Raw genomic sequence first — 24,762 nt, forward strand, 5'->3', positions numbered from 1 at the left:
ACGCGCAGGCGGAGACCCGACGGCGCGGACCGTACGGTGATCGGCTGTGGCGCAGCTGTGGGTCGTCGAGGACGACGACACGATTCGCGGGGTGCTGAGCTCCCGTCTGCAGGCGGAGGGACACCAGGTCCGGGCCCTTCCCGACGGCGGGTCGGCGCTGGTCCGGGCGCTCCCCGCGCCCGACCTCGTGCTGCTCGACCTCGGCCTGCCCGACCTCGAGGGCACCGAGGTGTGCCGCCGGCTGCGCGTCACCCACCCGGATGCGGTGCTGGTCGTGGTCACCGCGCGCGACGACGAGATGGACGTGGTGGTCGCCCTCGAGGCGGGTGCGGACGACTACCTGACGAAGCCGGTGCGCTTCACCGAGCTGGCCGCACGGGTGCGCGCCCACCTGCGCCGCGCGGGGGCCGCCGTGCCCGAGGACCGGGGGGCACGCCTCGTCGTCGGGACCCTCGCGATCGACCTGGCGGCGCGGCGCGTGACCCGGGACGGCGCGGACCTCCCCCTGCGCGCCAAGGAGTTCGACCTGCTGGCGCGGCTCGCCGCCGAGCCCGGAATCGTGGTCACCCGCGAGGCGCTGATGAGCGACGTGTGGGACGAGCACTGGTCGGGCTCCACCAAGACCCTGGACGTCCACATCGCCGCGCTGCGTCGCAAGCTGGGCGCCGAGCCCGCGATCGCGACCGTCCGCGGCCACGGGTACCGCCTCGAGAAGGCCTGATGCGCGCCCGCATCGTCCGCTTCGCGGTGATCGTGTCGATGGTGGCGATCACCGTGTTCGGGCTGCCGATGGCCGTCGGCGCCGCCCGCTACTACGTCGTCGACGAGCAGTCCGACCTCGAGGGCGACGCCGAGGTCGCCGCCGACGGGATCGGCCCCGTCCTCGCCGCCGGCGACGTCCCGACCGCCGTCTCCCCCGTCTCCGCCGACAGCCCGGCCGCCGTGTACGCGCTCGACGGCCGACGGATCACCGGCGACGGCCCCGACCTGCTCGCCCCGCCCCTGACCGGGGCGCTCTCCGGACGGGTCGTGCGCACCTCACGCGACGGGGCCTTCCTGGTGGCGGTCCCGGTCCTCGACGGCGACCGCCGCGTCGGCGTCCTGCGCGCCGAGCGCCCGCAGGGCGAGGCCGTGGAGCGCACGGCGATCACGTGGGCCGTGATGCTCGTGCTGGGCGTGGCCGCGGTGGCGGGCACGCGCCTGGTGGCGGGGCGGCTCGCGACCCGGCTCGCCGCCCCGCTCGAGGTCCTCGCCGACGATGCCCGCCGCCTCGGCGAGGGCGACTTCACCGTCTCCGCCGACACCGCCGACGACGCCGTCCCCGAGGTCGCCGCCGTCCACCGCTCGCTCTCGCTCACCGCCACCCGCCTGGCCGACCTGCTCGCCCGGGAGCGGGCGTTCTCCGCCGAGGCGTCGCACCAGCTGCGCACCCCGCTCGCCGGGCTGCGGCTCCGGCTCGAGGAGGCCGCGTCGCTGCCGCCCGGCGCGCCGGGGGTGGCCGAGGCCGTGGAGGGGTCGCTGGAGTCGGCCGACCGGCTCGACCGCACGGTGAGCGAGCTGCTCGCCCTCGCCCGCGAGCCCGCCGGTGCGCGGCGCTCGCGCGTGGACGTGGCGACCCTGACGCGGCGCGTGGTCGAGGAGGTGCGCGCGGACGGGATGGCGGTGGAGCTGGAGGTTCCCGACGACCGCTCGTTCATCTCGGGCTCGGAGGCGGCGGTCCGCCAGGTGCTCGCCGTGCTGCTGGAGAACGCCCGCGTGCACGGCGAGGCGCCCGTGACGGTGACCGTGCGCGACGCCGGCCCCGCGGTCGCCGTGGACGTGGCGGACGCCGGGTCGCTGGCGGACGACGGGTCGGCCCTGTTCGCGACCCGCTCCCCCACCGCGGGCCACGGGATCGGTCTCGCCCTGGCCCGGCGCCTCGCCGAGGACCACGGCGGGCGGCTCCGCCTGCGCTCGGCCTCCCCGACGACGATCACCCTGCTGCTCCCGACCGCCGAGTCCCCACCCGCGTGAGGGGAACCCTCATGCTGCTGGGGCGCTCGAATCCTCCCCTCACGACGGGTCGGCGACCACGCCGATCGTCGGGAAGGGATGGAAGCCCGGGCGGCGGGGAAGGCAGCGCCCATGGACCTCGGACTGGGTGGAGCACGCGCGATCGTCACCGGGGCGTCGCGCGGCATCGGGCTGGCGTGCGCACAGGCGCTGGCGGCGGAGGGCGCCCGGGTGGCGCTCGTGGCACGGACGGCGGCGGACCTCGCGACGGCCGCCCGGCAGGTGGACGGCGAGACCCTCCGGCTGACTGCCGACACCACCGACGACGCCGCCGTGCGAGCGGCGGTGCAGCAGGTCGTCGACGCCTGGGGCGGGGTCGACGTCCTCGTCAACGCCGCCGCACGACCCGCGGGTGGCGCACCGATCCCGAGGCTCACCGACCTCACCGACGACGCCGTCCAGGTCGAGTTCGACACGAAGGTCATGGGCTACCTGCGCACGGCCCGCGCGGTGGCACCGTCGATGATCGCCCAGGGCGCGGGCCGGATCGTCAACATCAGCGGGCTGAACGCGCGGAGGACCGGGTCGATCGCGGGGACCATCCGGAACGTCGCGGTCGCCGCCCTGACCGCGAACCTCGCCGACGAACTCGGGCCGCACGGCGTCAACGTCACCTGCGTGCACCCCGGCATCACCGACACGGAGCGCACGCCGGGGATGCTGGCCGACATCGCGGAGAAGCGCGGGATCACCGAGGCCCAGGCTCGGGAGGGCCTCGAGGCGACGACGAGCCTGCGCCGGGTCATCACGGCGGCCGAGGTCGCCGACGTCGTGACGTTCCTGGCCTCGCCCCGCGCGGTGGCGGTGACGGGCGACTCGCTCGGGGCCGGCGGTGGTCAGCCGGGGGTCGTGCACTACTGAGGCCACCACTGACGCCGGACGTGCCGCGGCGGCGCCACCCCCGTGAGTTCGGGAGGGACGCCGCCGTGGGCTTCGGAGGAACGTTCGGTATCGGGACCCGCCTCGGACTCACGTCCTGGTCGCGGCTCACCGCTCGTGGGTCTGCGCTCTCTCGGCGTCGCCGCGCCGTGCCTCGGGGGCTACGGGCGGCCGGTGTCCGTTGAGCGGCACGAGCCGGTCCGGTGCGGGATGGTCCCTGCGATCAGACGATCACCTGCCTCCACTCGGAACTACGGTCGTGCCGCTGTAGGTCGATCCACGGGGCGCTCGTCGGTTGCTCTGTACCCTGTGATCGGGACCACATCGACCCCTCCGAAGGTACTCCGCCCGCGGGCCCTGTCAACGACGTCGTTCGCCCGCCGTTCGGGCGTCGTTCACGCACCGTCGGTCACCCACATGCATGTTCTCCCTGGTCGGGCACTTGACGCCGCCTCGGCGGACGGGAGCAGCCACCGGCGAGCACGGACCCCGGGTGTCGGGACCGATCGAGGACCACCTTGTCGGGTGGACCCACGATTGCGAAGGTCGTCGGGTGAGTTGGACGGTCGACTACCCCCGCGTCCTGCCCGAGCGTCGTCCGCCCGGCCACGAGCCGCGCGCACCGCGCTGGACCCTCGTGCTGGACACCCCGACGTCGTTGCTCACCGCGGACTACCTCGCCGTGCAGCTGCCGGAGCGCGGCGGGCCGGCCGAGGAGGAGTTCCTGGCGCTGGCCCGGGCGAGCGCGGACGGTGCGGACTCGACCGAACTGCTCGTCGCCACCGGCCCCGAGGGCACGATCGAGCTGATCCACCTGGCGTACTTCCTCGACCCGACCGCCCACGAGCGCTGGCTGCACGACGCCCCGTTGCCCGCGTGGTTCGACCGGCTCGACCCGGCGGCGGCCACCGTCGGCGCGTGGCACGAGGTGCTCCAGGTCCACCCCGACCGCTTCGAGACGATCTACTCCGACCCGCGCTGGACGTTCGGCTTCGGCGGGTGCGCCGGGACCGCGCGCGAGCCCATGACGACCAACGGCTACTTCGGGGCGGCCCGCGACCGGTTCCCGGTGTCAGCGATCGACCCGTTGGAGGCGGTCGGCAAGCAGGTCCGGCGCACCGACGTGGTCTCCCGGGGACGGCGGCTGCGGGCAGAGACCTCGCACCACACGACGGTGATCCGCTCCGGACAGTTCTGGGAGCCTGCGGACGGCGAACAGCTGGTCGACTACGAGCACAACCTGCAGTCGAAGCTGCTGACCGGCATGGACCACCTGCGCGAGCACCCGACCGACACCGGCACGCTCTCGCTGCGCATCCTCACCTCGCTCGACGCGGCCTCCCTCGCCCCGCGCCGCGAGACCTCGGTCCTCGGGTACTTCCACTCCCTCGGCGAGCTCGAGGAGTGGGCCGCGAGCCACCACACGCACCTCGCGATCTACGAGCATGCGATCGAGGCCAAGCGGCACTGGGGCGACGCGCGGTCGGTCGTCACCTGGCACGAGGTCGTGGTGCTCCCCCGCAGCGCCCGCTTCGAGTACGTCAACTGCGTTCCGACGACGGGGCTGCTCCCGTTCGCCCCGACGCTGCTCACGGTGCCGTGAAGCACTCCTGCAGCCAGGTCCGGTAGCTCCGCGCCGGGTGGCCGGTGCGGCGCTCGACCTCGTCGGTGACCGTCGCCGGCACGCCGTCGCCCTCGCGCCAGTAGCGGAACAGGGAGTCGACCACCCCGGCCGGCGCGAACCGGGCCATCTGCTCGCGCGCCCGCTCCGGGTCGACGGCGCGGACCTCGATCGGCCGGCCGACGCGCTCGGCGACGAGACCGACCTGCTCGGCCAGGGTGAGCGACTCCGGCCCCGAGAGCCGCGGGGACTCGTCGGCCGGCTCGGCGAGCAGCGCGGCGACCGCGACGTCGGCGATGTCGCGCTCGTCGATCGGGCTGGTCGCGGAGTTCGGGTAGGGCAGCTCGACGACGCCCGCCGCGATCCCCCGCGACCACTGCGCGGTGTTGCCGGCGAAGGCGCCGGGGCGCAGCGCCGTCGTCGGGATCCCCGCCTCGCGGAGGGCGGCCTCGGCCTCGGCGTGGTGCGCCGCGATCCCGCCCGGTTCGGGATCGGCGTCGGCCGCGACCGCCTCCGAGGACAACAGGACCGCGTGCCGCACCCCGGCGGCGACCGCCGCGTCGGCGAACGCCCGCAGGTCCCCGGTGACGTAGACGAAGGCGCGGTCGACGCCCTCGAGGGCGGGTCCGAACGACGACGGGGCGGCGAGGTCGAGCCGGACCCGCGCCGAGGCGTCGTCGGGAAGGACCTGGGGATCCCGCCCGGCGGCGCGGACGTCGACCCCGGCGGCGAGCAGGCCGGCGCGGACGGAGGACCCGACGGCGCCGCGGGCGCCGGTGACGAGGACGGTCATGACCCCACTCTGCTCCCGCGGTCAGCCCACCACGAGGCGGGCCAGCACCGCCCGGTGGTCGGTGCCGGGGACGTCGAGGACCTCCGCGTCGGCCACGCCCAGCCCGCCGCCGACGAGCACGTGGTCGATCTGGAGGCCGAACCACCGCGGGAGGTCGGTCGGCCAGGTCGCCACCGTGCCCGACCCCACGGACGGCAGGGCGTCGGTGCAGCCGGCCGTCGCGGCCCTGAACACGCTGTGGTCGGCGGTGGCGTTGAGGTCGCCCGCGACGATCGTCGGGCCCGCCGGCCGCGCCCCGCACACCGGTGCGACGAGCCGCGCCAGGTCGTCGCGCCACAGCCCCACCTGGCTCGGCGGGACGGGTGCGGCGGCGTGGACGGCGACGACCCGCACCCCGGACACCGTGGCGTCCAGGGTGCCGAACAGCCGACCGGGGACCGACCGGATCTGCGGGGCCGGCACGCGGGGGCCGAGCAGGAGCGACGTCGAGGCGACGTCGTCGGGCGAGGGGGTATCCGCGCTCCACCCGCGGTAGTCGGGCAGCAGGGCCGTGAGCCGCGCCCGGTACAGGTTCCCCGCCTCCGGCAGGACGACGACGTCGGCGGCCCGCTCGCGCACGAGCGCGGCCAGAGCGCCCACGTCGGCGCGGCCCGCGTCGGTGTTCAGCGTGAGGACGACGGGGCCGCGGGACCCGACGGGCGCGTCGTCGGCGAGCAGCCGGCTCCCGACGACGCCCGCGGCGGTCAGCGCCACCAGCGCGGCCGCGACCAGCGCGGCGAAGCCGGCGGCGAACAGCCGGGGTCGGCGCTCGGCGAGCGGGGGTCCCTTCCGGCGGACGAGCACCCCGGCGAACCGGCCGACGACGGCCGAGGCCATCACCACCACGAGTAGCAGCGGGGTCAGGGCGGCGAGCTGGACGAACGGGGTGATGCGGTCCAGCCCGACGTACCCGGGCAGGAGCACCGCGAGGGCGACGACGAGGCCGGCCACGGCGCCGAGGACGGCGGGCAGGGATCGGCGCACCCGATCATCGTCCCAGCCGTCCGGTCACCGCCCGCAGGCCAGGACCCCCGTCACCGACCCCGGCCAGGCGCCGGGCGCGGCGAGCTCGGCGAACCAGTCCGCGACCCGCTCGGGGTCGAGCCGCCCGTCTGCGACCGCCTCCTCGACCGGGGCGCGCACCGCCGACGCCCACACCGGCGGCGGGATCGGCAGCGCGTACGGCGTCTGGTCCACCACGACCACGCCCGCGTCGGTGAGCAGCCGACCCAGCGTGCGCCCCATCCGGTCGCAGCGGACGGTGCCGCACACGACCTCGAGCACCGCCTCGGCCGTCTTCGCGTCCCCGCCGAGCGCCATCGACGCGTAGTCCAGCTCGAACAGCGCGACCCGCCCGCCCGGCCGCCGCACCCGGGCGATCTCGGCGACCACGGCCGCGGCGTCGTCGACGTACATCAGCACCCGCTCGGCGTAGACCGCGTCCACGCTGTCGTCGTCGAGCGGCAGCGCCTCCCCCGCACCGGGCAGCCAGCGGACGGCGTCCCCGTGCGCGGCGGCCGCCTCCTCGAGCATCCGGGGCCGGTCGATCCCGACGACGGGTCCGGGCGCGTCCGCCGCCGCCCGCGCGGCCGCGATGGCGGCGGCGTGGTGCCCCGTGCCGCACCCGACGTCGAGCACCGTCTCCCCCGCCGCCGGGGCGAGGTGCTCGGCGAGCCGCGTCCGGTAGGCCAGCGTCGTCGGCGCCGCCTCCACCGACCGGAGGAACTCCACGGCCGGCCGGGCGGAGGCGGCCCGCTCCACGTCGTGGAACACCCGGTGCACGTCCTGTCCACGCTCCGTCACGGGACCCATGCAACGCGTCACGCGCGCCGGCGTCAGCGGCCGGACGGGTCGGAGATCCGCTCGCGGACGAAGTCGAGGACCGCCGGCCGCGTGATCTGGGCGCCGGGTGAGCCGTACGGGTGATCGAAGACGTGGTCGGCGTAGGGCACCTGGACCAGTCGTCCGGGGACCCCGGCGGCGCGGAGCTCGGCGTCGTACCCGCGCACGAGGTCGGCGCGGATGAAGTTGTCGGCCCTCCCGAGCACCAGCAGCGTCGGCGGGAGGCGCGGGTCGACGAGGTCGCCGGGTGACGCGGCGCGGGTGAGGGCGGGGCGCGCCGAGGCGGGCCCGCCGAACACCGCGTCCTGCAGGCCCGGCGCGATCTGTGTCATGTCGACCACGGGGTAGAACGCCACGGTCGCGCGCGGCGGGGGCGTGGTGGCGCCGCCCGGCAGGGACGCGCGCGGCACCCCGGCCAGGGCCGCCGTCGTCGTGAGGGCGAGCGTGGCGCCGGCGGACTGGCCGCCGAGGACCACCGCCTCCGGGTCGAGCCCGTGCGCCGCCCCGGGGCCGCGGACCCAGGCCAGGGCCGCGGCGACGTCGCCGCGCTGCGCCTCGCCGAGGGTCGCGCCGGGCCACGGCGGGTCACCGGGTAGGCGGTACCGCACGGCGACGACGGCGACCCCCTGGTCGGCGTACCAGCGGTTCGCCCGCGCCCGGTCGGCCGCGGTGCCGCGGACCCAGCTGCCGCCGTGCACCCACACCAGCACCGGGTGCGGGCCGGGCCCCGGCGGCAGGTGCACGGCGAGGTCGAGTCCCGGGCGGTACTCGACGGTGAGGTCGGGCGGGGCGCCGCGCTGGTCGACCGCGGTGAGCGCCAGTGCCCAGTCGATCCGCACCCCGGCCGCCCGGGCCGACGCCGCCTGGGTGGCGAGGACGACGAGGGTCCCGACGACGGCGAGCGCGCCCACCGTCGTCACGACCCCGCCGAGGCGGGGCGCTCCGAGTGCGAGCAGCCCGAGCCCGACCGCCGTCGTCGTGACCGCCCCCAGGGCCGCGTGCAGCGGGTACTGGCCGGAGACGAACGACCCCAGGAACCCGAGCACCGGCAGCCGCGGCAGGAAGGTGCCCACCACGACGACGGCGAGGGCCAGGGCGGCCGCGACCCCGACCAGGCCGAGGGCGACACGGGCGATCGTCACGCTGCGATCTTCGCCCGTCGGCCCCGGCCGGTGCGGGTGATCAGTGTCGCGACCCCGTCAGGTCGTAGACGGTCTCGCCGCCGACCTGCCGGCCCGCGTAGTGGGACGTCACCCACTGCTGGATCGGCGCGATCGCCTTGCCCCGGCCGAAGCCGCCCTGCCGCGAGACGTCGCCGTGCTCGAGCGCCGTGGGGACGACGTAGTACCGGATCAGGCCGTGGTCGACGTCGGACTCGAAGGCGGCGAGCGTCGGCGTCGGGTCGTTGCCGGAGAAGCCGCCGAGGCCCATCACCGAGGTACCGCTGGCGAGTTCGAGGCTCGAGGCCGCCATCGTCGTCGGGGTCGCGGCGGACCACTGGGTCGTCGCGGTGCGCAGCAGGGCCGCCACCTGCGGGTCGGTGCGGCCGCCGAAGCCGGCGCCGCCGCCCGGCGCCCCGTGTCGGGCCGCCGCGGCGCGGTCGCTGCGCGCGTCGTGGACCGTCGGGCCCGGGGAGTCGGCGCTGGTGTGCGGCTTGACGACCGTGTCGACCGCCCACGCCGTCGTCCCGCCGAGGGCACCCACCAGGCCGAGCGTCACGGCGGCCACCACGCCACCCCGGCGGGCGAGCCCGGTCGGGAGGAGCAGCACCACCGCCGCGACCAGACCCGCGACCAGCACGAGCCAGCGCACCCAGGGGACGAACGTCGGCGCGCGGTCGAGCAGGACGAACGACCACGCGGCGGTGAGCAGCACGCCGACCGCGAGCAGCACCCGTGCGCCGGTCGTCTCCCGTCGCTGCCACCCCACGTGGGCGCCGATCGCGACGAGCGCCGCGACGGCCGGCGCCATGACGATCGTGTAGTACGAGTGCACGGTCCCGGCCATGAACGAGAAGACCGCCCCGCTGACGAGCAGCCAGCCGCCCCAGAGCAGGGTCGCGGCGCGCAGCCGGTCGGTGCGCGGGGCCGCGCGGGTCACCCAGAGCAGCGCCACGAGCGCCACGAGCGCGGCGGGGAGCAACCAGGCGATCTGACCGGCGAACTGGCCGCCGAACAACCGCGACAGGCCGGCCGCGTCACCACCGCCGAAGCCGCCCGGACGGCCGCCGCCCCCGTGGCCCTGCAGGCGGGACAGCCCGTTGTAGCCGACGGCGAGCTGCAGCAGCGAGTCGTCGTCCGACCCCCCGATCCAGGGCCGCTGCGAGGCCGGCCAGAGCGCGACGAGCGCGAGGAACCACCCGGCGCCCACCACGATCCCGACCCCGCCGAGCAGGAGCTGCCCCACCCGCCGCGCCCACGATCCGGACGCCGCGACCAGGACCACCACGGTGAACGCGGGGAGCACCAGCAGCGCGACGCCCATCTTGGCCAGGAACCCGAGCCCGATCAGCAGACCGGTCGCGACCATCCACGCGGTGGCGGCGCGGGTGCCCGCGTCGACCGCGCGGACCAGCGTGTAGGCGGCGGCGACCAGCAGGAACGTCAGCATCGGGTCGGGGTCGTCGAAGCGGGACATGATCACGACGACCGGCGTCACCGCGAGCACGGCGCCCGCCCCGATCGCCGCCACGTCCCCGCTCCACCGGCGCACGGCGAGCACGAGCAGCGCCACCGACCCGATCCCGAGCAGCGCCTGCGGGATCAGCATCGACCAGGGCGAGAACCCGAACAGGTTCGCCCAGAGCCCCATCCACCAGTTGTCGGCCGGCGGCTTGTCGACCGTGATGAACCCGGGCGCGTCGACCGCCGCGAACAACCACGCGACGGGGTTGCGCGTCGAGGCCTGCACGGCCGCCGCGTAGAACGGGTTGGCGTCGCCCTGGGCGCCGAGGTCCCAGAGGTCGATCAGCGCGGTGAGGACGAGCAGGCCCGCGAAGGCGGGTCGGAACCAGGTCCGTTCCCGACGACGGGTGGGCTCGGCCGGGCGCGCGAGGGTGGCGGTCACGGGCGCTGACGATCACCCCGGTTCCTCGCCGTCCGCTGGGCGGTCCCTGTGCGGCGCCTGTGCGCAAGGCGGACGGCCGTGCTGGTCGACGATGTCCCGCTGCACGCGTCCGGCGGGAGCAGCGCGCCATCGTCACCGCGGGCGGCCGGGCGCGGGCGGCCGGGCGCGGCTCACGATCGGGATGCGCCGAGCAATCTGCTCGCTGAGCGAGCATATCGCTCGGCGCGTCGCGATCACGCTCGTGGCCGGAGGGTCAGGCCACCCGCGACGGTCGACGCTCGCGCGCGCGGGACGTGCCACCGACGGCGAGGCGGCGCACCACGGCGGCGATCACGATGACGGCCGCCACGAGCGCGGCGATCACCACCGCCACCGGCCGCCCGGCCACGACGATGCCGCCGAGCGCCCAGAGCACCGAGGCCGCGTACGCCACCGGGGCCGGGCCCGCCGTCGCCACCGCGGCCGCGATCAGGCCGGTGACGACGAGCATCACCACGCCGAGCACGATCGCGACGCCGCCGGTCCCGGGCAGGCCGGCCCACACGCCGGTGGCGGCCGTCCCGACGACGGTCGCGACGCTGACCCAGCCGGCGTAGAACGCGACCGGCACGGCGAGGAGCCAGAAGTCGGCCCCGGTCGTCGGGAAGGTGGCGAGGCGCGCGAGGACGACGGCGAGGCTGACGAGGAGCGCGATGATCACGACCTCCGCCCAGCCGGGCAGCGGCTGGGAGAACAGCACGATCCACGCCATGTTGGCGATCGCGGCGCCCACGAGCCACCAGCCGGTGGCGCGGTGGACCGGGCGGGCCCACTGCGAGGGCAGCACCTGGCGGATCGCCAGCACGAGGACGCCGAGGTAGATGAGGCCCCAGATGGCGAAGGCCCCGCCCGCGGGGACGATCGGGGTCTCGAGCGAGGCGGACACCTCTCCTATCGGCCGCCCGAGGGCACCCGACCCGCCGATGGATCCGAGGACGAACTGGGCAATGGCCGTCACCAGCACCGCAATGGCGCGGACGGCATCCGATGTCTTGGTCACCAAGACATTCTTCCCGGGCGTCACCCGGACGAAACCGGCGTGGATGGGATGCTGGTCGATGTGGCGCAGTTCTCGCAGGAACGGCCGCGCTGGCTCGTGCCGGCGGCCCTGGGCACCGCGGTGCTCCTCGCGCTCGTGGTGCTGGTGATCGTGGTGGCGCAGAACGGTCCGGCGGCGCGACCGACCTGCACCGTGACCGCGCCGCCGAACTCCCCCGGCCTGCGGTCGAGCTGGAGCGGGTCGCCCGAGCAGATGGACAACGCGGCCACGATCGCGGCGGTCGGGCGCAAGCTCGGCGCCCCGGACCGGGCGATCACGATCGCGCTCGCCACCGCCATCCAGGAGTCGACCCTCGCGAACCTGCGCGGCGGCGACCGGGACTCGGTGGGTCTGTTCCAGCAGCGGCCGTCCCAGGGCTGGGGCACGGTGCCCCAGCTGCTCGACACCGTGACGTCGTCGACGAAGTTCTACGACGCGCTGCTCGCGACCCCGGGCTGGGCCGGCATGGACGTCACCGAGGCCGCGCAGCGGGTGCAGCGCAGCGGGTTCCCCGAGGCCTACGCCGACCACGAACCCGAGGCGCGCACCCTCGCGGTGGCCTTCCTCGGCCAGAACCCGGGCGGCCTGACCTGCACCGACCTCGACCTGTCGGAGCCCCCGGCGGACGCCGTCGCGAGCCTCGCCCGTGACGAGCTCGGCAGCGCCCGCCTGTCCGGGCCGCAGAGCGCGGAGAACGGGTGGGCGATCGCGTCGTGGCTGGTCGGGCACTCGACGCGCCTCGCCGTCGACCGCGTGACCTACGACGGGCGCACCTGGACGGCGGCCTCGGGCACCTGGACGCAGACGGGGGCCGCGGACGGGGTCCTCGCCCTGCACCGCGTCGGCGAGCCCTGACACCGTCGGACCCCCGGGTTACGGTCCCGGCCATGAGCAGGACCGCGTCCCACTGGGGCGTCTACGACGTCGACACCGAGGCCGGGCGCGTCACCGGGGTGCACGGGGACCCGACCGACCCGCACCCGTCGGCGCTCGTCGACGGCCTGCCGGAGCTGGTGCACTCCCCGCTGCGGATCGACCGGCCGCACGTGCGCGAGGGGTGGTTGCGCCGGCGGGACCGCGAGCACCGCGGCGCCGAGGCGTTCGTGCCGGTGGACTGGGACACCGCCCTGGAGCTGGTGGCCGACGAGCTGACCCGCGTGCGGTCCGAGCACGGCGACGAGGCGGTCTACGGCGGCTGCTACGGCTGGGCGAGCGCCGGGCGGCTCCACCACGCCCCGAGCACGCTCAAGCGGTTCCTCGCGCTCGACTGCGGCTACGTCGACAAGGTCGGCAACCACAGCTTCGGTGCCGCGCTGGCGGTGCTCCCGCACGTGCTCGGGCGCGCCGACGTGCCGAACCTGACGCCCACCTGGCCGGAGGTGGTCGAGCACACCGAGCTGGTCGTGATGTTCGGCGGAGCACACCTCAAGAACAGTGCGGTCGACCCGGGCGGGGCGCTCGGGCACTCCGGGGCCGACTGGTTCGACCGGGCGCACGCCGCGGGGGTCCGGTTCGTCAACGTCAGCCCCGCGCGGGACGACCTCACGGCCGCCGTCGACCCGGAGTGGATCCCGGTCCGGCCGGGCACCGACGTCGCGCTCATGCTCGGGCTCGCGCACACCCTGCACGACGACGGGTCGGTCGACCGGGCGTTCCTCGCCCGGTACTGCGACGGGTACGAGACGTTCGAGCGCGCCCTCGCGGGGCACGACGCTAGCTGGGCCGCGGGCGTCACCGGCGTCCCGGCCGACCGGATCCGCGACCTCGCCCGGCGGATGGCGGCCCACCGGACGCTGGTCACCACGAGCTGGTCGGTGCAGCGCGCCCAGCACGGCGAGCAGCCGCCGTGGATGACGGTGGTGCTCGCGGCGATGCTCGGCGGGATCGGGTTGCCCGGGCAGGGGTTCGGTCTCGGGTTCGGCAGCATCCGCGGCAACGTCCTCCCGCGCACCGTGCCGGTCCCGCGGCCCACGCTGCCGCTGGGCCACAACCCCGTGGACGTCGCGGTCCCCGTCGGGCGCTTCGCCGACCTGCTGCTGCACCCCGGCGAGGAGCTGGACTACGCGGGCGGCCGGATGACCCTGCCCGACGTGCGCCTCGTGTACTCCGCGGGCGGCAACCCGTTCCACCACAACGCCAACCTCAACCGGCTGCTCACCGGGTGGCGGCGCCTCGAGACCGTCGTGGTGCACGAGCAGTTCTGGAACCCGCCCGCCCGGCTCGCCGACATCGTGCTCCCGGCCACCACCACGCTCGAGCGCAACGACGTGCTGGCCACCGAGTTCGCCCCGGAGTGGCGGGCGATGTACCGGGTGCTGCCCCCGTACGCGCAGGCCCGCAACGACCTCGACGTGTTCGCGGAGCTGGCCGACCGGCAGGGGTTCGGCGCCGCATACCACGAGGGCCGCGACGAGATGGGCTGGCTACGCCACCTCTACGACGTCGCCGCCGACCGGGCCCGGGCCGAGGGTTACGCCCCGGTCGACTTCGACGAGTTCTGGACCACCGGCCGGTGCGACTTCCCCGCACCGGCGGCGCCACCGCTGTTCGCCGCCTTCCGCGCCGACCCCGAAGCCCACCCGCTGGACACCCCGTCCGGGCGCATCCAGATCACGTCGCCGACGGTCGCGGGATTCAGGTACGACGACCAGCCGGGACACCCGACGTGGTCCGAGCCCGACGAGTGGCTCGGCAACGCCGCTCCGGGGGCCCTGCACCTCCTCTCCCACCAGCCCGCCGCCCGGCTGCACAGCCAGCTCGATCCGTCGTCGGGGAGCCGGGCGACGAAGATCGACGGGCGCGAGCCGCTGCGGATCGCGCGGGCCGACGCGGCGGCGCGCGGGATCGCCGACGGCGACACCGTGCGGGTGTGGAACGCCCGCGGCGCCTTCCACGCCGGCGCCCGGGTGACCGACGACCTCGTGCCCGGTGTCCTGTCGATCGCCACCGGCGCCTGGTACGACCCCGCCGATCCCGCCGTGCCGGGGACGCCCGACAAGCACGGGACGCCGAACGTGGTCACCGCCGACTCCGGGTCCTCGCGGCTGGGACAGGCACCGGTGGCGCAGACGGTGCTGGTGGAGGTCGAGAAGGTGCTCGACGCTCCGGCCGTCACGGCGTTCACCGACGTCCGCCGAGCGGCCGGTCAGGGCAGCATCCAGCCCAGCACCGGCGTGGACTGCAGGTAGACCAGCGCCGCCATCCCGACGAGGAAGACCAGGCTCCAGGGCAGGACCCGCCGGAAGATCTCGCCCTCCCGCCCGGCCATGCCGACCGCGGAGGCAGCGATGGCCAGGTTCTGCGGCGAGATCATCTTGCCGAGCACGCCGCCCGAGGTGTTGGCGGCGGCGAGCAGGACCGGGTCGAGGCCGCTCCGTTCGGCGGCGGCCACCTGCAGGGCACCGAACAGCGAGTTCGACGACGTGTCCGACCCGGTCACGGCGACGCCGAGCCACCCCAGCACCGGCGAGAGGACGGCGAAGAACCCGCCCGTCGCGGCGAGCCACTGGCCGATCGTGATCGTCTGCCCGGACAGGTTCATGACGTAGGCGAGGGCGAGGACCGCCATCACCGTGACGATCGCGGTGCGCAGCTCGGTGAGCGTCTGGCCGTAGGAGCTCACGGCCGTCCGCGGGGCGACCCGCAGCACGAGCATCGTGATCAGGCCCGCGATGAGCAGGATCGAGCCCGCCGAGGCCAGCCAGTTCAGCGTGAAGCTCGTCGAGGACACCTGGCTGCCCGACGGCGAGCGCACGTCCAGCCCCGGCCACCGGAACTTGACCGTCGTCGCGTCCAGCGCAGCCTTGATGGGCGGGATCTGCTGGATCGAGAACAGCGCGATGATGATCACGTAGGGCAGGTAGGCCAGGACGGTGTCGCGGGTCGAGTCCCGGGTCGTGTCGCGCTCGGGGACCGGCGCCGACCCGGCGGCGGGACCGTCGGGAACGTCCCCTCCCCCGGCCGCCACCGGGACCCGGTCGGCCGAGCCGCGACGGGCCCGGACCGCGAGGACGACGGCGCCCGCGCAGAGCAGCGAGGCCACGATGTCGGTCAGCGGGACCGACAGGAAGTTCGACGTCAGGAACTGCGCGACGGCGAAGACGACGCCGCCCACGAGGGCGACGCCCCACGTCTCGCGCAGGCCGCGCATCCCGTCGACCAGGGCCACGAGGACGAACGGCACGAAGATCGCGAGCACGGGGGTCTGCCGACCGACGACGGCGCCCAGGACGTCCTCGGGGAGGCCGGTCACCTGGGCGAGGGTCGTGATCGGCACCGCGATCGCCCCGAAGGCGACGGGGGCGGTGTTCGCGACGAGGGCCACCACGGCGGCCTTGAGCGGCGGGAAGTTGACCGCCATGAGCATGACGGTGCAGATGGCCACCGGGGCGCCGAAGCCGGCGAGGGCCTCGAGCAGCGCCCCGAAGGCGAACGCGATGATGATCGCCTGCACGCGCTGGTCGTCGGAGACCGAGGAGAACGAGCGCCGCAGCACGTCGAAGTGCCCGGTGCGCACGGTCATCCGGTAGATCCACAGCGCGTTGATGACGATCCAGAGGATCGGGAAGAACCCGAACACCGCACCCTCGGTGCCGGCGAGCAGGGCCTGGCCGACCGGCATCGCGTAGACGAGCACAGCGACGAGCAACGAGATCACCAGGGCGACGATCGAGGCCAGCCAGGCCCGGACGCGCAGCCCGCCGAGCAGCACGAACAGGACCAGGAGCGGGAGGGCGGCGACCAGCGAGCTCCAGGCCAGGGAGCCGAGCACCGGGGCGTACTGCTGTACGTACATGGGCGATTGCTCCTCGTCGGCGAGGTATCCGAGTTGCCACGCGTAGTACCCCGTTCGGGACCGAACACTCCACGCGGAATTCACGTGACGGAATGTTGGTCACCTACTGGTGCGGACCTCTCAGGTTTGTCACAGTGTCGGTTCGTGACCACGACCCCTGGTAACCCCGACGACCCGAAGGCGGTCGATCCCGCTGACGGAGCGGTGACGACGGCCGACACACCCGATCCCGGCCAGGACTTCTCCGGCGACCGACGCTTCTTCGGCCATCCGCTCGCGCTGGCGAACCTGTTCTCCGTCGAGCTGTGGGAGCGGTTCAGCTTCTACGGCATGCAGGCCGTCATGGCCTACTACCTCTACACCCAGGTCGCCGAGGGCGGACTCGGCCTGCCTGAACAAGCGGCCACGAGCATCATCGGCGCCTACGGCGGGATGGTGTACCTGGCCTGCGTCGGCGGCGCGTGGATCGCCGACCGGGTGCTCGGCGCGGAGCGGACGCTGTTCTTCTCCGCGTGCACGGTGATGCTCGGCCACGTCGCGCTGGCGCTGATCCCGGGCCTGCCCGGCGTCGTCGTCGGCCTGATCCTGGTGGCGCTCGGCTCCGGCGGCGTGAAGACCTCCGCCACGGCCGTGGTCGGCTCGCTGTACCGGCGCGACGACCCGCGGGCGGACGCCGGGTTCTCGATCTTCTACATGGGCGTCAACATCGGCGCGCTGGTCGGGCCGCTGCTGACCGGACTGGTGCAGCAGGAGGTCAGCTTCCACTGGGCCTTCGGCCTCGCCGCAATCGGCATGGCGCTCGGTCTCGGTATCTACGTCACCGGCCGCAAGAACCTCCCTGCCTCCGCGAACGTGGTGCCCACGCCCCTGACGCCGGGCGCCTGGCAGCGTCCGATCGGGATCGTCGTGGCTGCGGTGGTCGTCGTCGTGCTGCTGTTCGTGCTCGGCGTGCTGACCGCGGAGAACCTGTCCACCGCGGTGGCGATCGTGGTGGCGGTGATCGCGATCGCGTTGTTCACGCTGCTGCTGACGAGCCCGAAGGTGACCGCCGACGAGCGGTCGCGTGTGCGTTCGTTCATCCCGATGTGGCTCGCGAGCGTGGTCTTCTGGTCGCTGTTCCAGCAGCAGTTCACGGTGGTCACCCTCTACACCGACCAGCGCCTCGACCGGATGTTGGGCGGCTGGGAGATGCCGATCGCGTGGGTGAACTCGCTCGAGCCGTTCTTCGTGATCATCCTGGCGCCGTTGTTCGCCGTGCTGTGGACGAAGCTGGGCGAGCGGGCGCCGTCGACCCCGGTGAAGTTCGCGATCGGCGCGGGCGGCATGGGCGTGGCGTTCCTGCTCTTCCTGCCCTGGGCCGGCGGCACCGGCAACACCACGCCGGTGCTGGCGATCGTGCTGATCATGCTGGTGTTCGCGCTGGCCGAGATGAACCTGTCGCCGGTCGGGCTCTCGCTGTCCACCCGCATCGGGCCGGAGGCGTTCCGCTCGCAGTCGGTGGCGCTGTTCTACCTCTCGGTCTCCCTCGGCTCGACCCTCGCGGGCACCATGGCCGGCTACTACGACCCGTCGACGGAGGGCACGTACTTCTCCGTCATCGGCATCGCGGCCCTCGTGCTCGGCGGCGTCCTGCTCGCCCTGGCGCCGTGGGTGCGCCGCGCGATGCGCGGGGTGCGCTGACGCTGCCCTCTGCCCGGCGAGCTCCGCGAGGGTGACGGCAGGCAGGACGCGGGATTCGCGACGATGCCTGGCGTCGCCCTCGCGAACGCCGGACCCGGCGCTCCCCGCGCGAGGGTGACACCACGCAGGCCACCGGCCCGCGGAGGATGCCTGGCGTCACCCTCGCGGGCCGGGCGGGCCGGAGGTCACAGCGCGTTCGTCGCGAACGTGTCGCAGCGCGTCGGGTCGCCCGACTGGTACCCGGTGGTCAGCCAGCGCTTGCGCTGGTCGGACGAGCCGTGGGTGAAGGTGTCGGGATTGACCGTCCCGCCGCCGAGCTTGCCCTGGATGTAGTCGTCCCCGATCCGCTGCGCGGCGTCGACGGCGGAGTTCAGGTCGGCCGGGGTGATGTCCTGGATCAGCCCGGGCCGACCGCCGACCGGCTGGGTCGCGTGGTTCATCCACACCCCCGCGTAGCAGTCGGCCTGCAGCTCGAGGCGCACCGAGTCCGACGTCGCGCCCTGCCGGGAGCGGACCTTCGCCTCGGTGCCGAGCTGCGCCTGGACGTGGTGGCCGTACTCGTGGGCGAGGACGTAGGCGTTGACCAGCGGCCCGCCCTGCGCCCCGAACTGCTGCTGCAGCTGGTCGTAGAAGCTGAGGTCGATGTAGACGAGGTTGTCGCCCGGGCAGTAGAAGGGCCCGGCGCTGGAGTCGGCCGACCCGCACGCCGTGCGCACCCCGCCGGTGAAGAACACCGTGTCGACGCGCTCGTACGTCGGTTGCGCGCCGCGCACCGCCGACGCCGCCCGCGCGTACCCGCCGCCCGCCCAGTAGCCCTGGATGGAGTTGATGTCGGCGACGATCGCGCAGTCCAGCTTGGAGTTCGCGTCGGCCCCCGTGCGGCACTCGCTCGCGAGGTCGTTCGTGCCGACCTGCGCCGGACCGCCGGGCTCGCCGAACCCGCCGGCCACCCCCGTCGTCGTGCCGGCGCCGCCGCCGAGGAACTGCACGGCGAGGAAGCCGATCACGGCGACGACGATGACCCCGAGGCTCGCCTTGCCACCCCGGCCGCGCAGCAGCAGCCCGAGGACCAGGCCGATCAGCCCGCCCCCGCCGCCTCCCCCGCCGCCGAGGCCGCCGAGCCCGCCGGAGCCGCCGGAGCGGCCCCGCTGGTCGGTGACCTCGGACGCGTTGAGCTGGGCGTCGTCGTCGTAGCGCATCCCGTCCTCCGGCGTGCTCGGTTCGCGACGATCCTGTCGCGATCACCGGTCCGACGGGAAGTCGGGGCCTACAACCGGTAGTTCTTGCGCTGCGCCCACAGGCGCCGACCGTCGTACCGGGCCCGCCGGATCTCCGCCGTCCAGCGCCCGACGAAGAAGCCGACGAACCCTCCGCCCGCTGCGATCACCATCCACGACTCGATCACCGTCGTCCCCCCCGTTCCGTAAGTCCCGCTACGAGGACTAGCACGGGTGTTCGAGCGGACGGCAGGAAGTTGCGACGGTCAGTGGTCGAGGTTCCCTCGGTCGGCTCAACCCGAGGGCGACGATGTCGTAGCGGGTTCGGGCTCCGGCGACGCTGTGTCGATCGTGGACGGCGCGGTCGTCGTCGCCGCTGCCGGACCGGGAGCCGCGGTGCTCGTCGGGGTCGTCGGGGTCGTCGGGGTCGTCGGGGTCGTCGCGGGGGACGGCGCCGAGGTGGTCGCCCCTGGCGCGGCAGGACCCGGCGTCCGGAAGGCGGGGGCGGTGAGCGAGGCCTGCCGGGCGGGCCCGGACTGCGGGACCACGGCGGCCGGCAACGCGGCCCCGGCGGCCAGCGGCGCAAGCCGGGTCTTCATCAGCTCGACGCGGTAGGTGGTGAACTGCGACATGGTGAACCAGACGTCGGGGCCGTCGTTCCAGCGCGGCGTCAGGTACGGCGCGTAGGCCTGGGGGAAGTCCTTCGTCGTGGTGACGACCTGCGCCGGGGTCCACGGGCCGGTCGGGGCCGTGGCGGTCCGCAGCACGATCTCGCCGGTGTCGTCGACCAGGTACATCATGATCCACCGCTGGTAGAAGCTGTTCCAGCGGACCGAGAGCTCGCCGACCGGACCCTTGATCACGGCCACCGCGTTCGCCTCGCCGGCCACCCAGGTCGTCCCGTTCCAGTACCGGTAGGCGGACGTGTCGGTCAGCCGGTCGGCCGGGACCTTCGCGAGCGACAGGTCGCCGTAGCGACCGCCGGGGATGCCGTAGACGTAGATCTCGGATCCGGGCGCGACGCCCGCGGCGACGGGGGACGCGGGGTCGTCGGGACCGCCGGGGCGCACGTAGGCGACCTGCCCGAACTTCGAGTCCGCGGGCCAGCGCGCGCCGGAGTCCTTCCAGGTGGTGCCGCCGTCGGTGGAGGTGACGATCCCGGAGCCGGTCAGGCGCCAGTGCCCGGGCTCGTCGAAGCTCTTCACCGACATGTACTGCAGGTTCATGGTGGTGTTCTTCGCCCCGGTCGCGATGCCGTAGGTCGGGATCACCGTCTCCTCGATCCCCTTCTTCTTCTGCGAGGGGATCAGTTCCTTGGCGTGCTTGTCGCGGTCGGTGATCATGCCCTTGAACGCGAGCCCCTGCGCCGGGGAGGCCGGGGGGTCGATCGAGGCGATGACGTTGGAGCGCCAGTCGGTGTGCGCCACCGAGAAGAAGTCCTTCGCCGCCGGCGCCCCGAAGGTGTCGCCGAAGGTCATGGCCATCCGCGGCCCGACCATGAACATGTGTCCGAGGTCGGTGCCCTCGACCCCGTAGCGTGCGCCCGTGTCGTTCATCGACCCGGCGCCGATGAGGTCGGCGATCTTCGTCGTGGCCGCGCGCTGCACCGCCCAGGACCCGGTCTCCGCCGGCGCGGCGACCGCCGCGGTCCCCACGGTGAACCCGACGAGGGCGACCAGACCCGCGGTCAGCGCGGCGAGGGTCCGCCGCCGGCGTGCGTGCTCCATGGCGGCGAACGCTAGGAAGCGGGCGGGGCGCGGCCGGGTCGCGAAACACCCCGTCACCCACAGGTGTCCCGATGACCACCCGGGGGTCGGCCGACCCGTCCGGCATGATCACCACACGGCCACCGACCACCCGTCCGAGGAGTACCGATCGTGAGCGCGGAGATCGACACCCGAGCCCTCGCGTCCCTGGTCCGGCCGGGGGCGCGGATCGCCGTCGCCGACGGGTGCGGCGCCCCGCAGGCGGCCTTCGCCGCCCTCTCCGACCTCGCCCGCGAGCGCGGTGACGTCCGTCTGGTCCTCGGGTGGATGCCCGCCCCGGTCGACGGGCTGGACCTCGCCGCGTTCGCCGACGCCCGCACCGTGATGCCGGGCTGGGGCCTGCGGGCGGGGGTCTCGGCCGGACACGTGCACGCCGTCCCGGCCCGGCTCTCCGCGACGCCCGCGCTGCTCGCGGGGCCGTTGCGCCCCGACCTGCTCGTGGTGGCGGCGGCGCCGGGACCCACCGGGCCGGTGCTGGGCAGCGAGGTGTCCTGGGTCCGGGCGGTGATCGACGCGGGCGTGCCGCTCGCGGTGGTCCTCGACGACGCGCTCCCCCGTGCCGCGGCAGGCCCACCCCTGCCCGAGGACCGGACGTTCGTCGTCGGACACGCCTCGACGGGGCCGGCGGTCGTGCCCGTCGCCCCCGAGCCGAGCCCGGAGCACCGGCGGATCGGTGAACTCGTCGCCGGGCTCCTTCCCGACGACGCCCGGGTCCAGTGGGCCCCGGGGCAGCTCGGCCAGGCGGTGGTGCGCGGGCTCCTCGAGCGCGGACGACCGGTCCACGCCGACTCCGGGCTCCTCGGCGACCCGGTGGTCGACCTCGACGAGGCCGGCCTGCTCGCGTCGACCCCCACGGCGACCTACCTCGTCGGGACCCCGCGCCTCTACGGGTGGGCCGACGCGCACGGGCGTGCGGGCCGCCCGGTGCTGCACGGCGTCGAGGTGACGCACGACCCGAACCGGCTGGCCGCCGACCCGCCGCTGGTCGCGGTGAACACCGCCGTCGAGGTCGACCCGGACGGTCAGGTCAACGTCGAGGGTCCGGCGTCGGCGATCGTCGGCGGGATCGGCGGGCACCCGGACTACGCCGCGGCCGCCACGCGGTCGCGCCGGGGCCTGTCGGTCATCGCCCTCGCCTCCACCCACCGCGGGCAGCCGACGATGGTCGAGCGGCTCTCGCGGCCCGTGACGACCGCGAGCCACGACGTCGACGTCGTGGTGACCGAGCACGGGGTGGCCGACCTGCGCGGGCTCGACCGCGGGGAGCGGCGCGCAGCGCTGCGCGCGCTCTGGGGGTGACCTAGCCGGCGAGCACGCGGTCCTGCGGCACGTCGTCCCGGAGGACCTCGACGATCCCGGTCCCGAGCGCCCCCGCGACCGGGTCGTCGAGGAGCAGGAGCAGGCCCGTGAGGACCTGCGCGTGCGACCGGCGCTGCAGCTGCGGGAGGGCGTCGAGGGAGCCCTCGACCAGGGGCAGGGCGTTCTGCACGAGGGCGAGCGCGACGTCGTGGCCGAGCCCGCCGCCGACCCAGGTCTCGACCTCGGCCAGGACCTGCGAGGCGATCGTCCGGAGCCGGTCGATCTGCCCCGTCTCACCGGGGCCCACTGCTTCACCGCTCACATAGGCAGTCTTACTGATCACGCTCCGCCGTCCACCACCCCCGGTCGTCGACGCGGGTTCCCGACGGCGTGTCCCCCGACCGACGGTGGGCGTGACCGTCCCGGTGGACCGTCATCGGGACGTCACGCGGCGATCCGGCGACAGGGTGATGAACGACGGGTAGCGTCGGGTCGCATGGCCGACCGCGTGCTAACCAGCGTCCCGACGGGTCCCGAGGCGGCGCCCGCGCTGCCGCCGGAGAAGCACGGGGACCCGCTGCACGCCCCGGACCTGCTGGCCGCGCTCGACCGCGGCGACGACGCCGCCGTGCGCGCCTGGATCGCGGCGCACGTCCCGGAGCCCGAGAGCCTGCTGATGTACGGACTCTTCCTCGGCGCCGGAATCCTCGGCCTCGTCGAGTGGCCCGCCGTGCTGCTGTCCTGCCTGGGCCAGCTCGTGGTCGACCGCCGCTTCGGCGGGGTGGAGAACCTCGCCGCGGAGCTCCGCTCCCGGGTGGCGGCGCTGGGCTGACTCCTCGTCAGGACGGCTTCACCTGGCGTGCGGATGCGCTCTCGGCGACCCACCGGGCCACGGCGGTGAGCTTGAGGTTGGTGTCCTGCGAGGACTTCACCAGCATCTGGAACGCCGTCTCGTCGTCGATGGCGAAGCGTTCGGCGAGGATGCCCTTCGCGCGGCCGATGAGGTCACGCGAGTCGATCGCACGCTGCAGGTGGTGGGCCTGGTTGGCGCCGTAGAGCAGGACCGCGGCCTGCACCCCGAACAGGCCCGCGAGCGTGCGGGAGTGCTCGTCGAACGCGTTCGGCCGCTCCGCGTAGAGGTGTAGCGCGCCGCGCACGCCGCCCTGCGTGGTGAGCTGGACCGAGAGCAGGCCGCGGAAGCCGGCACGGACGACGGCCTCGGAGAACCGCGGCCACCGCGGGGCGTCGTCGCCCGCGAGGTCCTGGGCCACGACGACCCCGCTCTCCGGCGGGTCGAGGATCGCGCTCAGGCACGGCCCCTCCCCGAGCTCGCTCTGGGTGTCGTCGAGCTGCCCGATGAGCTCGCTGGTGGGGTGGCGGGTCTCGACGCGGCCCTGCTCGACCATCGAGATGCTGCCCGCGTCGACCGCCGGGATCGTCTCCACGGCGGACGCGATCACCTGGCCCAGCAGGTTCTCGAGGTCCCGGATGCTCCGATGCCCGAGCAGCTCGGTGGCGGCGCCGCGCAGGGCGATGACGAGCCGGTCGTCGGTCGCGTCGCTCATGGGTCCACCGGTACCCGTCCGGGGTCGGAGGAATCACCTCGGATCCCGACCCCGGACGGACGCGGGCTCAGGCTGCGCGCCGGTCCTCGTCGTCGACCGGTGCCCCGAGCACCTCGGTCGGCTCGATGACCTCGTGCGTCGAGGCCTCCAGCTGGTGCTGCCGGTGGTCGGCGTGGAAGCGGGCCGGCTTCTCCGCCCTGCGCGGCGGTGCGTCGTTGGCGACGAGCACGGCGACCCACGGCAGCGGTACCGAGGCCACGATCAGCGCCACCGCCACCCAGGTCCAGCCGAACGCGATGCCGAGGACGCCGGCGAGCACGAGGCAGGGGATGCGCATGGCCATGATCAGCGAGTAGCGACGACGACGGGCGGCGAACTCCTGCTCGAACGAGACCGCCGCGTCGGTGATGAGTACGGGTGCCTGACGACGTCCCACGACGTCCTCCTCCCCGGGCGCCGTTGCCCGGATCCGCCGCCTCGCGTCCCGGTCCCGGGACGATGTCGGAGCGGCATCAGGGTCAACGTCGCGATAGCCGGGGAGCATCCGCGGCGAGGCCGCAGCGGGGCGTGGCCTCGGTCATGCCCGGGTGGGCCGGTCGTCGTCGTCGGCGGGCTCGGTCACATTGCGCGCAACTAGATGAAGATGGGACAGTCTCGTCGCCGGTCCCTTGCCCCCCGAGGTGACCGGACCGACCCCGTCGCCCCTCCCCCCGGGGCGGCGGGGTCTCCCGCCTCCGGGACCCGCGCCGTCGTCAGGAACGCACGAGCCGCGCGATCGCGGCCGAGGCCTCGGCCACCTTCTCCTTGGCCTCCGCGTCCCCCGCCTTGGCGGCGTCCACGACGCAGGAGCCCATGTGCTCCTCGAGCAACGCGAGCGCCAGGTTCTGCAGCGCCCCGGTGACCGCGCTGACCTGCGTGAGGACGTCGATGCAGTACTTGTCCTCCTCGACCATGCGCGCGATGCCGCGGACCTGACCCTCGACGCGCTTCAGGCGCCGCAGGTGCGCGTCCTTGTGCGGGGAGTAGCCGTGCTGGTGCTCGCTCACGAGTGCGATGATACCCGGGCGGGG

23 protein-coding genes are annotated in these 24,762 nt (G+C 74.6%); 9 read left to right on the plus strand and 14 right to left on the minus strand.

The annotated features are described in order from the left end of the window. Positions 1–46: 46 nt before the first annotated feature. The 4 genes from ACQPYX_RS19755 to ACQPYX_RS19770 all read left to right on the plus strand — a co-directional run bounded on the left by ACQPYX_RS19755 (position 47) and on the right by ACQPYX_RS19770 (position 4,534). Positions 47–721 (plus strand): response regulator transcription factor, encoded by a 675-nt coding sequence (locus tag ACQPYX_RS19755; protein ID WP_433798998.1) that lies wholly within the window; start codon positions 47–49, stop codon positions 719–721. Beyond that, positions 721–2,013: a sensor histidine kinase gene (locus ACQPYX_RS19760; RefSeq protein WP_433798999.1), complete on the plus strand. Its 1,293-nt coding sequence runs from the start codon at positions 721–723 to the stop codon at positions 2,011–2,013. Before ACQPYX_RS19755 ends, ACQPYX_RS19760 begins: the two co-directional genes overlap by 1 nt. 111 nt (positions 2,014–2,124) lie before the next feature. Continuing rightward, positions 2,125–2,913, plus strand: a complete 789-nt coding sequence (locus ACQPYX_RS19765) for an SDR family NAD(P)-dependent oxidoreductase (protein ID WP_433799000.1) — start codon at positions 2,125–2,127, stop codon at positions 2,911–2,913. Between the two features lie 571 nt (positions 2,914–3,484). Then, positions 3,485–4,534, plus strand: coding sequence for a phenylacetaldoxime dehydratase family protein (locus ACQPYX_RS19770; RefSeq protein WP_433799001.1), 1,050 nt, complete (start codon positions 3,485–3,487; stop codon positions 4,532–4,534). On the opposite strand, the gene ACQPYX_RS19775 is transcribed toward ACQPYX_RS19770, so the two are convergent. The 6 genes from ACQPYX_RS19775 to ACQPYX_RS19800 all read right to left on the minus strand — a co-directional run bounded on the left by ACQPYX_RS19775 (position 4,521) and on the right by ACQPYX_RS19800 (position 11,217). Beyond that, entirely contained in the window at positions 4,521–5,345 is an 825-nt protein-coding gene (locus tag ACQPYX_RS19775; RefSeq protein WP_433799002.1) for an NAD(P)H-binding protein, read from the minus strand. The two genes, ACQPYX_RS19770 and ACQPYX_RS19775, sit on opposite strands and share 14 nt — an antisense overlap. 21 nt (positions 5,346–5,366) lie before the next feature. Continuing rightward, positions 5,367–6,368, minus strand: coding sequence for an endonuclease/exonuclease/phosphatase family protein (locus ACQPYX_RS19780; protein WP_433799003.1), 1,002 nt, complete (start codon positions 6,366–6,368; stop codon positions 5,367–5,369). Between the two features lie 24 nt (positions 6,369–6,392). Continuing rightward, entirely contained in the window at positions 6,393–7,187 is a 795-nt protein-coding gene (locus ACQPYX_RS19785; protein ID WP_433799004.1) for a methyltransferase domain-containing protein, read from the minus strand. 32 nt (positions 7,188–7,219) lie between these two features. After that, positions 7,220–8,368, minus strand: a complete 1,149-nt coding sequence (locus tag ACQPYX_RS19790; protein WP_433799005.1) for an alpha/beta hydrolase — start codon at positions 8,366–8,368, stop codon at positions 7,220–7,222. Positions 8,369–8,408: 40 nt separating this feature from the next. After that, on the minus strand, positions 8,409–10,292 hold the full coding sequence (locus ACQPYX_RS19795; protein ID WP_433799006.1) for an ArnT family glycosyltransferase: 1,884 nt from the start codon (positions 10,290–10,292) through the stop codon (positions 8,409–8,411). A 253-nt stretch (positions 10,293–10,545) separates the two neighbouring features. Further along, positions 10,546–11,217 (minus strand): hypothetical protein, encoded by a 672-nt coding sequence (locus ACQPYX_RS19800; RefSeq protein WP_433799007.1) that lies wholly within the window; start codon positions 11,215–11,217, stop codon positions 10,546–10,548. Positions 11,218–11,379: 162 nt separating this feature from the next. Between ACQPYX_RS19800 and ACQPYX_RS19805 the strand changes: the two genes are divergently transcribed. Together ACQPYX_RS19805 and ACQPYX_RS19810 are read left to right on the plus strand one after the other, a co-directional pair. Beyond that, positions 11,380–12,225, plus strand: a complete 846-nt coding sequence (locus ACQPYX_RS19805) for a hypothetical protein (protein ID WP_433799008.1) — start codon at positions 11,380–11,382, stop codon at positions 12,223–12,225. Positions 12,226–12,257: 32 nt separating this feature from the next. Next, on the plus strand, positions 12,258–14,558 hold the full coding sequence (locus tag ACQPYX_RS19810) for a molybdopterin-dependent oxidoreductase (protein WP_433799009.1): 2,301 nt from the start codon (positions 12,258–12,260) through the stop codon (positions 14,556–14,558). Here ACQPYX_RS19810 and ACQPYX_RS19815 read toward each other — a convergent pair. Beyond that, the gene (locus ACQPYX_RS19815) at positions 14,516–16,165 is read right to left on the minus strand and encodes an L-lactate permease (protein ID WP_433799010.1); all 1,650 of its coding nucleotides are present in this window, start codon (positions 16,163–16,165) and stop codon (positions 14,516–14,518) included. The genes ACQPYX_RS19810 and ACQPYX_RS19815 overlap by 43 nt on opposite strands. Positions 16,166–16,369: 204 nt before the next feature. Between ACQPYX_RS19815 and ACQPYX_RS19820 the strand changes: the two genes are divergently transcribed. Further along, a complete protein-coding gene (locus ACQPYX_RS19820) occupies positions 16,370–17,845 on the plus strand; it encodes a peptide MFS transporter (protein ID WP_433803766.1) in 1,476 nt (491 codons plus the stop codon). Positions 17,846–18,030: 185 nt separating this feature from the next. Here the strand turns inward: ACQPYX_RS19820 and ypfJ are convergent, their stop codons facing one another. From ypfJ to ACQPYX_RS19835, 3 genes are all read right to left on the minus strand, one after another. Then, positions 18,031–19,044: a KPN_02809 family neutral zinc metallopeptidase gene (gene ypfJ, locus ACQPYX_RS19825; protein WP_433799011.1), complete on the minus strand. Its 1,014-nt coding sequence runs from the start codon at positions 19,042–19,044 to the stop codon at positions 18,031–18,033. Positions 19,045–19,112: 68 nt separating this feature from the next. Next, a complete protein-coding gene (locus tag ACQPYX_RS19830) occupies positions 19,113–19,235 on the minus strand; it encodes a hypothetical protein (protein WP_433799012.1) in 123 nt (40 codons plus the stop codon). Between the two features lie 120 nt (positions 19,236–19,355). After that, positions 19,356–20,789: a DUF4185 domain-containing protein gene (locus ACQPYX_RS19835; protein ID WP_433799013.1), complete on the minus strand. Its 1,434-nt coding sequence runs from the start codon at positions 20,787–20,789 to the stop codon at positions 19,356–19,358. Positions 20,790–20,939: 150 nt separating this feature from the next. Between ACQPYX_RS19835 and ACQPYX_RS19840 the strand changes: the two genes are divergently transcribed. Then, entirely contained in the window at positions 20,940–22,127 is a 1,188-nt protein-coding gene (locus ACQPYX_RS19840) for an acetyl-CoA hydrolase/transferase C-terminal domain-containing protein (RefSeq protein ID WP_433799014.1), read from the plus strand. Between the two features lies 1 nt (position 22,128). Here ACQPYX_RS19840 and ACQPYX_RS19845 read toward each other — a convergent pair whose 3' ends face one another. Continuing rightward, positions 22,129–22,434, minus strand: coding sequence for a hypothetical protein (locus ACQPYX_RS19845; protein ID WP_433799015.1), 306 nt, complete (start codon positions 22,432–22,434; stop codon positions 22,129–22,131). A 189-nt stretch (positions 22,435–22,623) separates the two neighbouring features. On the opposite strand from ACQPYX_RS19845, the gene ACQPYX_RS19850 reads away from it, so the two are divergent. After that, positions 22,624–22,959, plus strand: a complete 336-nt coding sequence (locus ACQPYX_RS19850) for a hypothetical protein (protein ID WP_433799016.1) — start codon at positions 22,624–22,626, stop codon at positions 22,957–22,959. 7 nt (positions 22,960–22,966) lie between these two features. Here ACQPYX_RS19850 and ACQPYX_RS19855 read toward each other — a convergent pair whose 3' ends face one another. The 3 genes from ACQPYX_RS19855 to ACQPYX_RS19865 all read right to left on the minus strand — a co-directional run bounded on the left by ACQPYX_RS19855 (position 22,967) and on the right by ACQPYX_RS19865 (position 24,738). Then, complete coding sequence (locus ACQPYX_RS19855; protein WP_433799017.1) at positions 22,967–23,692, minus strand: ANTAR domain-containing protein; 726 nt, start codon at positions 23,690–23,692, stop codon at positions 22,967–22,969. A 67-nt stretch (positions 23,693–23,759) separates the two neighbouring features. After that, the gene (locus ACQPYX_RS19860) at positions 23,760–24,128 is read right to left on the minus strand and encodes a DUF3099 domain-containing protein (RefSeq protein ID WP_433799018.1); all 369 of its coding nucleotides are present in this window, start codon (positions 24,126–24,128) and stop codon (positions 23,760–23,762) included. Between the two features lie 316 nt (positions 24,129–24,444). After that, positions 24,445–24,738 (minus strand): metal-sensitive transcriptional regulator, encoded by a 294-nt coding sequence (locus ACQPYX_RS19865; protein ID WP_018331607.1) that lies wholly within the window; start codon positions 24,736–24,738, stop codon positions 24,445–24,447. Positions 24,739–24,762 lie beyond the last annotated feature (24 nt).

Origin of the sequence: Actinomycetospora sp. CA-084318 (genome assembly GCF_050955885.1) — a bacterium.
Taxonomy (GTDB): Bacteria; Actinomycetota; Actinomycetes; order Mycobacteriales; family Pseudonocardiaceae; genus Actinomycetospora.

Coding starts and splice junctions, on each gene's coding strand:
- ACQPYX_RS19760 (WP_433798999.1), top strand. CDS start 721: ATGCGCGCCCGCATCGTCCGCTTCGCGGTGATCGTGTCGATGGTGGCG.
- ACQPYX_RS19765 (WP_433799000.1), top strand. CDS start 2,125: ATGGACCTCGGACTGGGTGGAGCACGCGCGATCGTCACCGGGGCGTCG.
- ACQPYX_RS19775 (WP_433799002.1), bottom strand. CDS start 5,345: ATGACCGTCCTCGTCACCGGCGCCCGCGGCGCCGTCGGGTCCTCCGTC.
- ACQPYX_RS19805 (WP_433799008.1), top strand. CDS start 11,380: ATGCTGGTCGATGTGGCGCAGTTCTCGCAGGAACGGCCGCGCTGGCTC.
- ACQPYX_RS19810 (WP_433799009.1), top strand. CDS start 12,258: ATGAGCAGGACCGCGTCCCACTGGGGCGTCTACGACGTCGACACCGAG.
- ACQPYX_RS19815 (WP_433799010.1), bottom strand. CDS start 16,165: ATGTACGTACAGCAGTACGCCCCGGTGCTCGGCTCCCTGGCCTGGAGC.
- ypfJ (WP_433799011.1), bottom strand. CDS start 19,044: ATGCGCTACGACGACGACGCCCAGCTCAACGCGTCCGAGGTCACCGAC.
- ACQPYX_RS19830 (WP_433799012.1), bottom strand. CDS start 19,235: ATGGTGATCGCAGCGGGCGGAGGGTTCGTCGGCTTCTTCGTCGGGCGC.
- ACQPYX_RS19835 (WP_433799013.1), bottom strand. CDS start 20,789: ATGGAGCACGCACGCCGGCGGCGGACCCTCGCCGCGCTGACCGCGGGT.
- ACQPYX_RS19850 (WP_433799016.1), top strand. CDS start 22,624: ATGGCCGACCGCGTGCTAACCAGCGTCCCGACGGGTCCCGAGGCGGCG.
- ACQPYX_RS19855 (WP_433799017.1), bottom strand. CDS start 23,692: ATGAGCGACGCGACCGACGACCGGCTCGTCATCGCCCTGCGCGGCGCC.